The sequence below is a fragment of the Streptomyces sp. NBC_00988 genome (assembly GCF_045162645.1).
GTDB lineage: Bacteria > Actinomycetota > Actinomycetes > Streptomycetales > Streptomycetaceae > Streptomyces.
The window spans coordinates 5,756,454-5,770,149 of sequence record NZ_CP108730.1; the positions used below are offsets into that span (position 1 = coordinate 5,756,454).

Here is a 13,696-nt window from a genome sequence, read left to right on the forward strand (position 1 = left end):
CTCGTAAGCTGGGGGCATGGCGAAGTGGACACCGACACACGAGGCACCGGAGCCCCTTGAGGGCCCGATCGTCCCGACGATCATCGGCCTCACGATCCTCTGGTTCGTCCTCTTCCTGGTACAGCTCCCCTTCTACGGCTGGTTCGACGACCACGGCCATCTGTGGTGGGTGTGGACGTGCCTGGCCGGGGCCGGACTCGGGCTGATCGGTATCTGGTACGTCCGGGGGCGCGACGCGGCGCTCAAGCGGCTGGCGGCTGCTGCCTCCGATTCGGCCACTTCGGCCACGGAGACCCCCTCCTCTGCTGCGGAGTGATGAGGCTCCTCTCCACCCGGGGCATCAGCCCGCCCCGCCCGCCGTCCTCCCCTGGTCGGATCTTCCGGGCACTCGGCGGGTGAAGCCGTAAATCCGCACGTACCGTCGAATGCATGACGCACACCGACGCGGGCGCCGAACTCGATCCTGTGCACCCCGTGCCCATCCCTCCTGCGCGGGCACGCGGACTCACCGCCGCCGGGGTCGCCGAACGGGTGGCGCGCGGGGAGGTCAACGACGTCCCGGTGCGCAGCAGCCGTTCGCTCGGCGAGATCGTCCGCGCCAACGTCTTCACCCGGTTCAACGCGATCATCGGCGTGCTCTGGCTGGTCATGCTGTTCGTGGCGCCGGTCCAGGACAGCCTGTTCGGGTACGTGATCATCGCCAACACCGGGATCGGGGTCTTCCAGGAGTGGCGGGCGAAGAAGACCCTCGACTCCCTCGCGGTGATCGGCGAGTCGAAGCCGACGGTGCGGCGCGACGGGGCGGCCGTGGCGGTGAGCACCTCCGAGATCGTCCTCGGTGACCTCATCGAGATCGGGCCCGGTGACAAGGTCGTGGTCGACGGGGAGTGCGTCGAGGCGGACGGCCTTGAGATCGACGAGTCGTTGCTCACCGGTGAGGCGGACCCGGTCGTCAAGCGGCCGGGGGACGCGGTCATGTCCGGGAGTTTCGTGGTCGCCGGCGGTGGCGCGTTCGACGCGACGAAGGTGGGGCGGGAGGCGTACGCGGCCCAACTCGCCGAGGAGGCCTCCCGGTTCACGCTCGTCCACTCCGAGCTGCGGACCGGTATCTCCACGATCCTCAAGTACGTGACGTGGATGATGATCCCGACCGCGATCGGCCTGGTCATCAGCCAACTGGTCGTCAAACAGCACGGGTTCAAGGACTCGATCGCCCGGACGGTGGGCGGGATCGTCCCGATGGTCCCCGAAGGGCTCGTGCTCCTCACCTCGGTGGCCTTCGCGATCGGTGTCATCCGGCTTGGCCGGAAACAGTGCCTCGTCCAGGAGCTTCCGGCCATCGAGGGCCTGGCCCGCGTCGACACGGTCTGCCTCGACAAGACGGGCACGCTCACCGAGGGCGGCATGGACGTCACCGAGCTGCGGCCGCTCGGCGGGGCCGACGAAACGTACGTACGCAAAGTCCTGGGCGCGCTCGGGGAGTCGGACCCGCGGCCGAACGCGTCGCTCCAGGCGATCATCACCGCCTATCCGGACAGCGCGGGGTGGCGGTGTGTGGAGTCGCTGCCGTTCTCGTCCGCGCGGAAGTACAGCGGGGCGTCGTTCAGCGAGGGGAACGGGGAGTCGAGCACGTGGCTGCTCGGGGCGCCCGATGTGCTTCTGGGTGCGGATGACCCCGCGTTGGAGGAGACCGGGCGGCTCAACGAGCAAGGGCTACGGGTGCTGTTGCTGGCCCGGGTCGCTGGTGAGCTGGACGATCCCGGGGTCGCGCGGGAGGCCTCGGCGACGGCGCTGGTGGTGTTGGAGCAGCGGTTGCGGCCCGACGCGGCCGAGACGCTGGCCTATTTCGCCGAGCAGGATGTGCACGCGAAGGTCATCTCCGGGGACAACGCGGTGTCGGTCGGGGCGGTGGCCGGGAAGCTGGGGCTCAGCGGGCAGGTCGTGGACGCCCGTCAACTGCCGTCGGATCAGGGGGAGATGGCGAAGTCCCTGGACGAGGGCACGGTGTTCGGGCGGGTCACCCCGCAGCAGAAGCGGGACATGGTGGGGGCGTTGCAGTCCCGCGGGCACACCGTCGCGATGACCGGGGACGGGGTGAACGACGTCCTCGCCCTGAAGGATGCCGACATCGGGGTCTCGATGGGTTCGGGGTCCGAGGCGACCCGGGCGGTCGCGCAGATCGTGTTGCTCAACAACAGCTTCGCGACGTTGCCTTCGGTGGTCGCGGAGGGGCGTCGGGTCATCGGGAACATCACGCGGGTGGCGACGCTGTTCCTGGTGAAGACCGTGTACTCGGTGCTGTTGGCGGTGCTGGTGGTGTGCTGGCGGGTCGAATATCCCTTCCTGCCGCGGCACTTGACGCTGTTGTCCACGTTGACGATCGGGATTCCGGCGTTCTTTCTTGCGCTGGCGCCCAACAAGGAGCGGGCGAAACCGCACTTTGTGCGGCGGGTGATGCGGTACTCGATTCCGGGTGGGGTGATTGCCGGGGCGGCGACCTTCGTCACGTATCTGATCGCCCGTCACCACTACACGGGGAAGGGGTCGTTGGCGGCCGAGACGAGCGCGGCGACCTTGACCCTGTTCCTGATCTCGATGTGGGTGCTGGCGATCATCGCGCGGCCGTACACGTGGTGGCGGATCACCCTGGTCGCCTCGATGGGGGCGGCGTTCGTCGTCGTGCTGATCGTGCCGTGGCTTCAGCACTTCTTCGCGTTGAAGCTGGTGGGGGTGACGATGCCGTGGATCGCTGTGGGGATTGCGGGGGTGGCGGGGGTGGCGTTGGAGCTGGCGTGGAGGTTGGTCGATCGGCGGGGGGCGGCTTGAGCGGTCGTCCGGGTGCGCAGTTCGTCGGGTGCGGGCCGGGGGGGGCTGGTCGAGCCCGCGCGGCGGAGCCGCATATCGACCACAGCCCCGCTCCCCTAAAAGCAGCCCACCGCGCCCCTGTTCTTAGGCCCGCGCCCCTAAAAGCAGCTCGCCGCGCCCCTGTTTTCAGGGGCGCGGCGAGCTGGCTGTCTGTCTGTACTGCTACTTCACGTCGACGTAGTCGCCCGTCGCGTTGATCGGGGCCGTGGTGGGCGTGCCCGCGAAGCTGTAGCGGAAGTAGCCGTCGACCGTGGCCTTGACCGTGGTCTTCAGGGCTCCCGTGGAGCTGGTCTTGATGGTCTTGACCGTGGTGTAGGTGCTGGAGCTCTTCTTGCGGAACTGGAGCTTGACCGGCTGGGTGGAGTAGCCGGTGTAGTTGTTGGCGTCCCAGTTGGCGCGGGTCAGCTTGCCGGTGACCGTGATGGTCTTGCCCTTCTTGACGGGCTCCGGGGCGGCGTTGACCGTGAGCTTCGACAGGCGGGTCACGTTCGGGGAAGCGAAGCCGTCCTTGTCGGCGTATCCGACCTTGGTGATGTCGATGCTGGTGCTGGTCGGGTCCTGGCCGTTCCACGCGATGGCCTCGGCGCCGGCCTTCCAGGCACCGGCGTCGGTGTTCGACAGGTCGCCCTCGCCCGGGTAGATGTCGAGGGAGCCCTTGCAGGAGGCGACGGTCGTCGAGGTGGCCGTGCACTTGGCCAGGTCGTCGTCGAAGATCATGTTGGTCGGCTCGGTCGACGAGCCCTTGTACAGGTACAGGTCGGTCCAGAAGTCCGACGCGGTGATGTCGACCTCGGTGCCGTGCGTCAGCGTGTACGTCACCGGGACGGAGACGTGGGCGGAGGCACCGGCCACGATCGGCTTGCCGCTGTTCACCTTGATGTTGGAGAAGGTGACGTTCAGGGCGTACGGCTGGTCGTCGGCCGGGGTGGCGACGGTGGAGCCGGAGAGGGTGGCCTTGCCGGAGGCGGCGGCGTGGGCGGCCGCACGGATCTTCGCGACGTCCGAGCGGTACGAGCCGGCGTCGGAGCCCGCGGCCTGCGCGGCCGGTACGGCGAAGGCGGAGAGAACCAGGGCGCCGGAGACGGCGGCCACAGTGGCGCGTATGCGCATGCGTGTTCCCCAAGTGGAGAAAGGGGGCCCCGACGCGCTGGTCGTTCCGAACGGCTCGTCGTCGGCGCCGGGGCCCAAGTGATGGCGGAGCCTGTTGGCTCACGTGTTCTGATTCGCGACCAGTGGTGAGGGTTGTACTGCGAATCGAGACTTTGTGCGGGTATTGCGAACTGTTGGTGAAGCGCGGAGACTCCGCCGGTCGGCGGGGCCGCGTCAGGTCCTACTTCACGTCGATGAAGTCACCCGCGGCGTTGACGGCCGGGGTGGTCGAGGTGCCCGCGAAGCTGTAGCGGAAGTAGCCGTCGACGGTCGCCTTGACGGTGGTCGTCAGGTTGCCCGCCGAGTTCGTCTTGACGGTCTTCACCGTGGTGTAGGTGCTGGCGCTCTTCTTGCGGAACTGCAGCTTCACCGGCTGGGTCGAGTAACCGGAGTAGGTGGCGGCGTCCCAGTTCGCGCGGGTCAGCTTGCCGGTGACCGTGATGGTCTTGCCCTTCTTCACGGGCTCCGGGGCGGCGTTGACCGTGAGCTTCGACAGGCGCTGGACCTGGAAGGTCTTCACGTTGTCCTTCTGGACGTAGTCGCCGTCCTTGCCCCTGGCGACCGCCCAGACCTTCCAGCCGCCGGCCACGGAGTTGATCAGGTTGGTGCGCGGCTTCAGGTCGAAGGCCGACTTGCAGGTCGACGTCGTGGCGTTGACCTTGGTGCAGGTGGCGCGGCCGTCGCTGCTGTTGGCGACGGCGCCGCTGTCGGACGACTCGATGTCGGCGCCGTGGTACAGGATCGCCTCCGCCCAGTCGACGCCCGAGGCGTCCTTGACCGTGAAGCTGACGGTGATGGTCTTCTTCGCGGTCGCGCCCACGACGGCCGGCTTGCCGCCGTTCACCACGACGGTCGAGATCGTGGTGTCCCCCCGGCCCTCGTCGGCCTGCGCGGCAGGCACGGCGAGAGCGGAGAGGGCCAGGGCGCCGGTCAGGACGCCGAGGGTGGCACGCATGCGCATGGGTTCCCCAGATAGAGAAGTGATCGTGGAGCCTGTTGGCTCAGGTGATCAGATTCGCGACGAAAGGGAATGGTTGTACGACTCGTGAACTTTTTTCGGAACGGCTGTGAAGATCGCCGGCCCGCTCAGTCGAACCACCGGTCCCGGGCCAGTTCCGCCGTCCGGGACGGGTCTTCCAGCAGCGCCGCCACCTCGAAGCGGCGTGGCCACTGGCCGGCCGCCCAGGCCAGGCCGGCCGCTACGCCTTCCAGGGTCGAGGCGTGCAGCGCCCCGTCCCGCGTGCGGCGCCAGTCGATCTCTACGCCGTCCACGACGAGTTCGTCGTGTTCGACGTAGGTCGCGGGGGTGAGCGGGCCGAGGAGGGTCCGGACGGATTCCGGCACGTCGTGCTCGGTGCCCTCGGAGGTGACCTCGCCGGTGATCGACTCGCTCAGGCGCCGGACCTGGAAGAGTTCGGCCAACTCGGCGGCCCTGGAGGGGCGTACGGGGAGCAGGGGGACGCCGGCAGTGAAGGGCAGCAGGTCGGGTGAGTCGACGACCACGGCGTCCGCCGCGTCCACGACCGTCACCTCGCCGTCGACCACGGCGCGCAGGTCGTCCGGGAGGGTCACCTGTTCCGGGTCGAGGTCGGCCAACGCGCTGTACAGGGCGTGCAGTTGGGTGCCGGTGACCTCGCGGTCGGCGTCGGCGAGGCGGTCGAGGAGTTCGGCGGCGCCGCCGGGCTCGTCGAGGAGGGCGGCGACCGAGGTACGGACGCCGAGTGCCCGGAGTACCTGTTCGTCGTCGAAGCCGGTCGCGTCGGCCTCGTCGTAGAGGCCGCGGAGCAACGGGTCGCCGCCGGCGGCGAGCAGGCCGGCCGGGCGGCGGCCGTCGAGTACCGGGTGGCCGCGCAACCACCAGGCCGTGTAGGACCGTACGACCTCGTGGGTGCCGTCCGGCATGAGGACGCGGACCTGTTGGGTGATCGCGTCGCGGAGCGGGGGCCGGGCGAGGAGGGCGAGGGCCTGGGGCCAGCGGTCCTCGTCGACGAGGTCCAGGTCGCGTACGGCGACGAGTTCGGTGGCGACGGGGGGTACAGGGGTGTCGGGGAAGCGGTCGAGGACGTCCTCCGACCACACGTCCACGGAGTCCAGCAGGCCGGGGTCGTCGGGTTCCGCGAAGTCGCTGTCGCGGGGCTCCAGTTCGTCCGGGTCGAGGACGACGTCGGTGGCGCGGACGAGGGCGAAGGTGGCGAGGACTCCGCAGGCGGCGAGGGGCTGCTCACCCCAGCGGTCGGCCAAGTCAGCTTCTACGAAGGCCAGTTCGTCGTCCCGCATCACCTGGGCGAACAGGCTGCCGGGCAGGACCAGTTCGCCGGCGGGGGCGAGTTCGCCGTCCTCGTCGGGCAGGGCGAGGGCGCCGAGCCAGGGTTCGTCACCGGGTTCCAGGCCCGCGTCCCGCACGAGGGCGAGGACGGTCTCCGCCAACTCGTCGCTGTCGGGGGCGACTTCGTCCCACATGGCCCCGCCCTCCTCGTCGAGGGAGGCGGCTACGGCGGCCCGTACCTGGGGTGTCGTGAGGACCGCGCGGGGCGTCGCGGGCAGCGCGCCGAGCTTCTCCAGGAGGGGGTGCGCGGCGTCCGGGTGGGCGACCTTGAGGCCGAGGCGGGCGAGGACTTCGGGCTCGACCTGGGCGGAGTCGGGGATGGGGAGGAGGACTTGGCGTGGCCCGATCGTCGTCCTGCCGTCGGCGAGCGGTACGGGCAGCCCGGTGAGCCGGTCGGGGTCCACGCCCGCGAGGCTGTCGTAGAGGCGCCGCCACCAGTCGGGGTCCTTCTCCAGGCCGGCCAGGCGGTCGACGGCGTCGGTGAGGGGGACGCGGGCCACGCCCAACGTCCGTAGTTCCACGCGGCGTTCGAGGCCGGCGGGCAGGAGGGTGGGGAGTACTTCGGCGAGGACGCGCACGGTGTCGGCGCCGGCGCCCTCGACGACCTCGGCGTCCCGGGGCCGTAGCGACTCGGGCAGGTCGGAGTCGTCGTCGCCCTGGCCGTCGGGCTCGATGGCGGGCGGGAGGAAGGAGGTGCGCGGGAGGCGCTCCAGGATCGCCTGCCGCAGGGTGCCGTCCAACTCCCCCTTGCCCAGCGGGCCGGGGACGAGGTCGATGATGCCGGTGGTCACCGGGCGCCAGGCGGCGAGGAGTTCGACATACGCGTCCGCCGCGCGCTCCACGACGAAGTCGGTCAGCGGGCCGGGGGCCGCGTGCCGGCGGGTGGTGTCGAGGGGGAGGGAAGCGATCAACAGGGCGGGTACGCCCAGGGGTTCGTCACTGGGGGTGGGTGCGTGCACGACGGGGCTGGTGCGGGGCCGGGCCGGAGTGCCGTCCTCGTCGACGGGCACGGCCCAGGTGATGGACCAGTAGGGCCGCAGCCGCTCCTCGACGGGCCGGTCGGCGAGCAGCTCCTTGGCCAGCTCCCCGTGCGCGGCGACGGTACGCCAGCGGGTGGTTCCGTCCCTGCTGTCGTCCACGACGGTGTCGGCGCGGTCGGTGCGGCGGGTGAGGGTGCGGGGTGCCTGGTCCCCCACCTCGACCACGACTTCGGTCAGCCCCGGGAGGGCGAGGAGGAGCGCGTCGTCCACGGCGCCGAGGAGACGCTCGGCGAGGTCCTCGGCGGCGGTGTCGCGCAGCGGGAGGATGACGACCGTGTCGTAGGAGTCGGGGGCGGTGCCCTCGGCGGCGAACGGGAGGCGCAGCAGCGGGATGTGGCCGTCGCGGCGGCGGATCTCGGTGCCGAGGCCGGGGCTGTGGCGGGCGGTGTCGTCGGCGAGGGCGCGGGCCTCGGCGAGGGACCAGCGGACGCCGCCGTGCCGCCCGACGACGGCGGGTTCGTCGGTGACGGCGACGACGGCGGCGAAGCCCACACCGAACCGTCCGACGGCACTGTCACCGGCGTCGCGTTTCGCGGAGGCGCGGAGGGTGGAGAGGGACTCGACACCGGTCGCGTCGAGGGGGGCGCCGGTGTTGGCGGCGCAGAGGACGCCGTCGCGGAGGGTGAGCCGGAGCCGTCCGGCCACACCGGCGCGGGCGGCGGCGTCGGCGGCGTTCTGAGCGAGCTCGACGACGAGCCGGTCCCGGTACCCGCCGAGGACGAGGTCCTCCTCGGCGTTGGCGTCCTCCCGGAACCGGGCCGGGCTGGTCGCCCAGGCGTCGAGCACCCCACGCCGCAGACGGGCAGTCCCGAACGGGTCGGCACCCTCGGCAGCGGGCCGCACGAACTTACTCACGTACGTTCACTCTCCTCATCGACGTCGCGATGAAGGTACCGCGCGGAGAGGGGTCGGGTTGCCGGGGAGGGGGTCGCTGGAGGCTGGGGGTGGATCTAACCGGTGTGGGTCCCGGTGACGGGTTAGAAAAGACCCCAGCCTGCGGAAGGGTGTGGGGGCGGGGGGATGCGGTCGTGTACCTAAGCTCGGTTCATGGACATTCGCGGCATCGATCCCCGTGACACCGCGTGGGAGCAGGACCATGCCCGTTACCGCGTCTACTTCTGGGACCTGGCGGCGGTGACGGCGTACGAGTACGAGGTCCTGGGCGAGGTCGACGTCGACGAAGTCCTGCCCTGGGCGTCCCGGTACGCGGCCGAGCGGGACTGGACCTACACGGTCTACGCGGCGGTGACGCCCGACGGAGACGGCCCGGGACTCATCCGACTGGCCGGCGTCCTGGGCGACCCGTTCGCGGGTGCGTGACGAATTCCGTCCAGGTGGTGGGGGTGAGGGTGAGGCGGGGGCCGTCGGTGTGCTTGGAGTCGCGGACGTGGACCGTGCGGGGCGCTACCGCGATCTCGACGCACGACTCACCGTTGGTGCCGCCGCTGTAACTGCTTTTGAACCAGGTCAGTTCAGGTGACGTCATGCTTCTCCCAACCGGTCCACGAACCCCGTCCACGCGGCCGGAGTGACGGTGAACCGGGGGCCCTCCACGTTCTTGGAATCGCGAACGTGGACCGTGCGGGGCGCTACCGCGATTTCGACGCACGAATCGCCGTCGGGGCCGTCCTGCGCATCGAGGTCACCGACACCCGGGGTGACTGTCCGCCCCGCACCCAACACCCCACGCAGGACGAGGAGTCGGGCCGGGGCCTGTTGATCGTCGAGGCGCTCGCCGACCGCTGGGGCTGGGACCCGGGACCTCGCCCCCGAAAGACGGTCTGGGCGGAACTGGTACTGGCCCACGCACCGAAGCCCGGAAACCCGGACTCCGGTGCAAGGGGCGCCTTTTCCCAAGAACCACGACGGTGAAAGAACCCCCACCAAGCCCCACCCCACCCTCCCGGCAGCCGAGCCCGCCATTCACCCATCCGGGTGAACATCGCCAACTGGGCTGGATTCCGAGCGGGTTGCGTGATCTACGCTCAGCGCAACACCAACGCAGCACGTCAGAAACAACTTCAGACATACGACGGCCCTCGCCGGGACGGCAATCCCAAGGCGAGGGCCTGACCACCAAGGAAGAGAAGAGCTTCCCCGATGGATACGCACGACATTAGCGCGCCCTCGCGCGCCCAGTCCCGGCACACCGCCGACAAACATCCGGACCGGCGGCACCGCGCACCCGGCGGCGGCCTCACGCACGACAACGCCCGCCACACCGCCCGCTTCACGGTGATCGGCAACCATCTCGCCCAGCACCCGGAGTTGTCGGGGCTCGCGATCGGACTCGGCGTTCACATCCAGTCGCTCCCGGCGGGCGCCCGCGTCGACATCAAGACCCTCGCGGCCCGTTTCCCGGAGGGCACGACCCGAATCGCCGCCGCGCTACGGGAGTTGGAGACCCACGGCTACCTGCGTCGCGAACGGCACCGGGTTCCCGACGGCCGCATCGTCACCCGCACGATCTCGTGCAACCAGCCCGGCAGCGGCCGTAGGGACAGCCATGCCCCGCAGACCCCGAGTACGCCGAAGAACCACCCACCCCGCAAGGCGCTCCCGCCCGTACCGCGCCCGGCCCACCCCTCCCCCGCGCTCATCCAGCAGGCCACGGACCTCCTCACGGGCCTCCGCCGCCACGATCCCCGCCTGCTCCTGTCGGCCTGCGACACGACCCACCTCGCGCCGGGAGTAGCGGCCTGGCTGGAACGAGACGTGACCCCCACAGCCGTACGCCACGCACTGACCACGGACCTGCCGCCCGACCCCCTACGCCGCCCCGCAGCCCTCCTGGCCCACCGCCTGACGGCCCAACTCCCGCCCCCACCACCGTTCCGCGCCCCGGCCCCGCCACCAGCCGTACGGCACCCCCTCCAGAATCGACCCGGAGGGCAGCGACATCGTCGTCCCCGGCGGAATGTTCACGTACCAGGTTGTCGTGCGCAGCGAGCGGGTCTACGTCGTCCAGATCACGTATCTGGGCTTCTGAGCCACCCGCTCCGGCGAATCCCATGCGACGCCGGGGATGGGGAGCTTGCCGGTGCCGTACTTGTGGGTGTGGGCAGCGATGTAGCCCGTGCCGGTCGGCTGGGTGTGGAGGACCACTTCCCGCGCGTAGGGGTCCACGACCAGTTAGACGGGGATGCCGTAGCGGCCGTACTTCGCGGTGCAGTCGTCGTAGTCCTTGCGGGCCGACGACGTCGAGACGACCTCGGAGATCAGCAGGACTTCTTCGAAGCTGTAGCGCTTGCCCTTCCGGTGGGCGTCCTCGCGGAGGATGGCCAAGTCGGGGGCGGAGTTCTCGTCGGCGGGAACGTCGATGTACACGTCGGTGAGAGTCTTCGCCTGCCGCCCAAGGGACACGGCCGTGGCGTAGTGCATCACCTTGATGGTGCTGGAGTGCTCATAGCTCCGCGGGGTCAGGATGATCTTCCCGTCGATCCCGAAGAGAATTGCATGCCCCTCAGGGAACTCGGTCCGCACCACCAAGACCCCGCCTCCTCGACCCTACGAGTGCCCCAGCTCCGCCGATTCCTCGTCCGCCCCCACCGGCACCGACCCCGAGTCCGCGGCAGGTCGTAGCGGGAACGGGTCCACCATCGTCTCGTCGATCACCGGGGCCGGGGGCTGGGGCGGTTTGGGCATGACGGCTGCTTCCGAGTGGCCGCCGCAGCCGTAGGACAGGGACACGACGTGGCCGTCCGCCGGGGAGAACTCGTTCGCGCAGACTCCGAACGCCTGGCCCAGGGAGCCGCCGACCGCGACCAGGAAGCCGCAGCTGACGCAGGCCGCCGGGGCCGCCTGGGCCATCGGGGTCTTCGGGCCGAAGCCGTCCTCCCAGCGGTCGGCGGCGACGTGGAGGCCGTAGCGGGAGAGGACCCGGGCGCGGCGGATGCCCAGTTCCTCCGCCACCGCCGCGATCGAGCCTCGGGTGGGGGCGACAGGCAGAGCGGACGGCGCCCCGGCCGTCACCTCCGCGTCCTCCGACTCCACCAGCTCCGCCATCTCCTCGGAGACCGCGGAGTTCGGCGGGGGCTCGTCCTCGCCCGTGTAGCCGGGCTCCAGGCGGAGGTCCTCCGCGTCGGTGGGGAGCAGGTCGCCGGGGCCCATGTCGCCGGGGCGGAGGCGTTCGCTCCACGGGACCCATTCGGGGGCCAGGAGCGAGTCGGGGCCGGGGAGGAGGACGACCTCGTCCAGAGTCACCAGCTTCGCGCGGGACGCCCTCGCGACCGTCACCGCCCAGCGCCAGCCCCGGTAGCCGAACTCCTTGCATTCGAAGAAGTGCGTGACCACACGGTCGCCGTCGGATTCGAAGCCGGCGTGCTCGCCGACCACGCCGGGTGCGGCGGCCTCCTCGGCTGCGGCACGGGCGAGGTCGACGGCCTCGGCGCACAGGCGGTCGGGGGTGCGGCTTCGCGTGGTCGCTGCGCTCACAGGTATCGCTTCTCTCCTACGCCGTCTCACGGGTGCGCCTGGTGTGACGAAGGGAGCGGACGGAGCGGCTGAAAGACATGTACCAGGCCCTTGGGGGCACTGGTGGAGGGCCGCGTCGACGTCCGCGCCCGATCGCGCTCGGGCACGCCTACGCCATCCATTCTGCGGGATGGCCGAGAGGCGCGCGGCCGAGAACAATCGCCACGGCGCGCTACGCACGCTACCTTCTCCCGCGCCATGCGCCCACACCGACGGCCCCTCGGGCGCTGCGCGGCGGTCACCCGGAGACCCGCACGACGGTCGGCCGGAGACCTGTGGAACGGCCCAGAATCCACTTCCGTACGCCTCCATACGTGCGGTAACCGCACTACTCGCGCCGTTCTCGGGGCACTATGACGGGGTGGCAGCCGCGAGGTCGCCCCAAGGTGCCACCGGGATCGGTGGCACGAAGGGGAACATCCGAGGTGGCGGTTCGGGCCGGGTGAGCGGTTCCGTCCGCGCGATGGGTCGTGCCCTGCACTTCCCCGTCACCGGTACCGCCCGCGGCATCCGCAAGGCCACCCACGCCCACGGCGCGGGCGAGTCGGGCCTCGGCCGGCTCATCGAACTGCACGCGGTGAACGGCGCCGGCGACGTGATGATCACGGTCGCCCTCGCGTCGACCGTCTTCTTCTCCGTCCCGACCGACGAGGCCCGGGGGCGGGTCGCCCTGTATCTCGCGATCACTATGGCGCCTTTCACCGTTCTCGCGCCGGTGATCGGGCCCCTCCTCGACAAGCTCCCGCACGGGCGCCGCGCCGCCATGGCCGCCGCGATGCTGGCCCGCGCCCTCCTCGCGCTGATCATCTCCGGCGCGGTCGCCAGCGGCAGCCTGGAGCTGTATCCGGCGGCCCTGGGCGCCCTGGTCGCCTCGAAGGCGTACGGCGTCGTCAGAAGCGCCGTGGTGCCCCGGCTGCTGCCACCCCGCATCTCGCTGGTGAAGGCGAACTCCAGAGTCACCCTCGCCGGGCTCCTCGCCACCGGCGTCGCCGCCCCGATCGCGGGCGGCCTGCACGCCATCGGCGACCCCTGGCCGCTCTACGGCGCCTTCGTGATCTTCGTCGCGGGCACGGTCCTGTGTTTCTTCCTTGACCCCAAGGTCGACTCGGCCAAGGGCGAGGACACGGCGCTGCTCGCGGCGGACGAGGACCATCTGCACGGCCCGCATCCCAAGGAGGTCAAGCGTCCGGGGCTGCGCACGGTCGGCATCGCCGTCACCCACGCGCTGGGCGCCAACGCGGCCCTGCGCTGGCTCTCCGGCTTCCTGACCTTCTTCCTCGCGTTCCTGCTGCGCGAGCATCCGATGACCGGGCAGAGCGCGGCCGTGTCGCTGGGCATAGTCGCCGTCGCGGCGGGCGTCGGCAACGCGCTCGGTACGGCGGTCGGTTCCTGGCTGCGGCAGCGGGCGCCGGAACTCATCATCGTGACGGTGATGGCGGTCGTGCTGGGCGCGGCGATCACGGCGGCGATCTTCTTCGGCGCGGCCCTGGTGGCCTGTCTCGCCGCCGCGGCCGGGTTCTGCCAGGCGCTGGCCAAGCTGTCCCTGGACGCGCTGATCCAGCGGGACGTGCCCGAGCTGGTGCGCACCTCGGCGTTCGCGCGGTCCGAGACGATGCTCCAGATGGCCTGGGTGCTCGGCGGCGCGATCGGCATCGTCATGCCGCTGAACGGCGCCCTCGGCTTCACCCTCGCCGCCGGAGTCATCGCCCTGGGCTGGCTGACCACCCTGCGCGGGCTGCTCGCCTCGGCACGTCACGGGGCCGGCGGACGCCCGCGAGTGGCCTAACCCGCACCACCCGGCCCGGCACGCCGCACCCCACGTGGGGGGAGTACTGGACGGGCC

At 70.8% G+C, this 13,696-nt stretch carries 13 protein-coding genes and 1 pseudogene; 6 read left to right on the forward strand and 8 right to left on the reverse strand.

Translation table 11 applies throughout. The features are described from left to right. Nucleotides 1-16: 16 nt before the first annotated feature. Together OG496_RS26145 and OG496_RS26150 are read left to right on the forward strand one after the other, a co-directional pair. The gene (locus OG496_RS26145; protein ID WP_366496800.1) at nt 17-316 is read left to right on the forward strand and encodes a DUF2530 domain-containing protein; all 300 of its coding nucleotides are present in this window, start codon (nt 17-19) and stop codon (nt 314-316) included. A gap of 113 nt (nt 317-429) precedes the next feature. Continuing rightward, nucleotides 430-2,826: an HAD-IC family P-type ATPase gene (locus OG496_RS26150; RefSeq protein WP_405972614.1), complete on the forward strand. Its 2,397-nt coding sequence runs from the start codon at nt 430-432 to the stop codon at nt 2,824-2,826. Between the two features lie 201 nt (nt 2,827-3,027). Here the strand turns inward: OG496_RS26150 and OG496_RS26155 are convergent, their stop codons facing one another. From OG496_RS26155 to OG496_RS26165, 3 genes are all read right to left on the reverse strand, one after another. Beyond that, on the reverse strand, nt 3,028-3,975 hold the full coding sequence (locus tag OG496_RS26155; RefSeq protein WP_366496798.1) for a hypothetical protein: 948 nt from the start codon (nt 3,973-3,975) through the stop codon (nt 3,028-3,030). Between the two features lie 220 nt (nt 3,976-4,195). Beyond that, entirely contained in the window at nt 4,196-4,975 is a 780-nt protein-coding gene (locus OG496_RS26160; protein WP_405972615.1) for a calcium-binding protein, read from the reverse strand. Nucleotides 4,976-5,100: 125 nt separating this feature from the next. After that, on the reverse strand, nt 5,101-8,235 hold the full coding sequence (locus OG496_RS26165; protein ID WP_405972616.1) for a sacsin N-terminal ATP-binding-like domain-containing protein: 3,135 nt from the start codon (nt 8,233-8,235) through the stop codon (nt 5,101-5,103). A gap of 192 nt (nt 8,236-8,427) precedes the next feature. On the opposite strand from OG496_RS26165, the gene OG496_RS26170 reads away from it, so the two are divergent. Further along, a complete protein-coding gene (locus OG496_RS26170) occupies nt 8,428-8,700 on the forward strand; it encodes a hypothetical protein (RefSeq protein ID WP_405972617.1) in 273 nt (90 codons plus the stop codon). On the opposite strand, the gene OG496_RS26175 is transcribed toward OG496_RS26170, so the two are convergent. Both OG496_RS26175 and OG496_RS26180 read right to left on the reverse strand, forming a co-directional pair. Beyond that, a complete protein-coding gene (locus OG496_RS26175) occupies nt 8,654-8,866 on the reverse strand; it encodes a DUF397 domain-containing protein (protein WP_405972618.1) in 213 nt (70 codons plus the stop codon). The genes OG496_RS26170 and OG496_RS26175 overlap by 47 nt on opposite strands. Continuing rightward, nucleotides 8,863-8,979 carry a DUF397 domain-containing protein gene (locus OG496_RS26180; RefSeq protein ID WP_405976709.1) on the reverse strand — a complete coding sequence of 39 codons (117 nt, stop codon included), beginning with the start codon at nt 8,977-8,979 and terminating at the stop codon, nt 8,863-8,865. The genes OG496_RS26175 and OG496_RS26180 overlap by 4 nt, the downstream gene beginning before the upstream one ends. On the opposite strand from OG496_RS26180, the gene OG496_RS26185 reads away from it, so the two are divergent. Next, nucleotides 8,953-9,252, forward strand: a complete 300-nt coding sequence (locus OG496_RS26185) for an ATP-binding protein (RefSeq protein WP_405976894.1) — start codon at nt 8,953-8,955, stop codon at nt 9,250-9,252. The genes OG496_RS26180 and OG496_RS26185 overlap by 27 nt on opposite strands. 228 nt (nt 9,253-9,480) lie before the next feature. Continuing rightward, nucleotides 9,481-10,323, forward strand: a pseudogene (locus OG496_RS26190) (helix-turn-helix domain-containing protein); the annotation flags it as partial. A gap of 12 nt (nt 10,324-10,335) precedes the next feature. Here the strand turns inward: OG496_RS26190 and OG496_RS26195 are convergent. Genes OG496_RS26195 through OG496_RS26205 form a run of 3 tightly spaced genes read right to left on the reverse strand, consistent with a single transcriptional unit; the run spans nt 10,336 to nt 11,814 of the window. After that, the gene (locus OG496_RS26195; protein WP_405972619.1) at nt 10,336-10,485 is read right to left on the reverse strand and encodes a hypothetical protein; all 150 of its coding nucleotides are present in this window, start codon (nt 10,483-10,485) and stop codon (nt 10,336-10,338) included. 27 nt (nt 10,486-10,512) lie between these two features. Next, nucleotides 10,513-10,866, reverse strand: a complete 354-nt coding sequence (locus tag OG496_RS26200; protein ID WP_405976710.1) for a Uma2 family endonuclease — start codon at nt 10,864-10,866, stop codon at nt 10,513-10,515. Nucleotides 10,867-10,887: 21 nt separating this feature from the next. Beyond that, on the reverse strand, nt 10,888-11,814 hold the full coding sequence (locus OG496_RS26205) for a DUF3027 domain-containing protein (RefSeq protein ID WP_405972620.1): 927 nt from the start codon (nt 11,812-11,814) through the stop codon (nt 10,888-10,890). Nucleotides 11,815-12,214: 400 nt separating this feature from the next. Here OG496_RS26205 and OG496_RS26210 point away from each other — a divergent pair, with 400 nt between their 5' ends. Next, nucleotides 12,215-13,639: an MFS transporter gene (locus tag OG496_RS26210; protein ID WP_366496790.1), complete on the forward strand. Its 1,425-nt coding sequence runs from the start codon at nt 12,215-12,217 to the stop codon at nt 13,637-13,639. The last annotated feature ends 57 nt before the right edge of the window (nt 13,640-13,696 follow it).

Coding starts and splice junctions, on each gene's coding strand:
- OG496_RS26145 (WP_366496800.1), top strand. CDS start 17: ATGGCGAAGTGGACACCGACACACGAGGCACCGGAGCCCCTTGAGGGC.
- OG496_RS26150 (WP_405972614.1), top strand. CDS start 430: ATGACGCACACCGACGCGGGCGCCGAACTCGATCCTGTGCACCCCGTG.
- OG496_RS26155 (WP_366496798.1), bottom strand. CDS start 3,975: ATGCGCATACGCGCCACTGTGGCCGCCGTCTCCGGCGCCCTGGTTCTC.
- OG496_RS26160 (WP_405972615.1), bottom strand. CDS start 4,975: ATGCGCATGCGTGCCACCCTCGGCGTCCTGACCGGCGCCCTGGCCCTC.
- OG496_RS26170 (WP_405972617.1), top strand. CDS start 8,428: ATGGACATTCGCGGCATCGATCCCCGTGACACCGCGTGGGAGCAGGAC.
- OG496_RS26175 (WP_405972618.1), bottom strand. CDS start 8,866: ATGACGTCACCTGAACTGACCTGGTTCAAAAGCAGTTACAGCGGCGGC.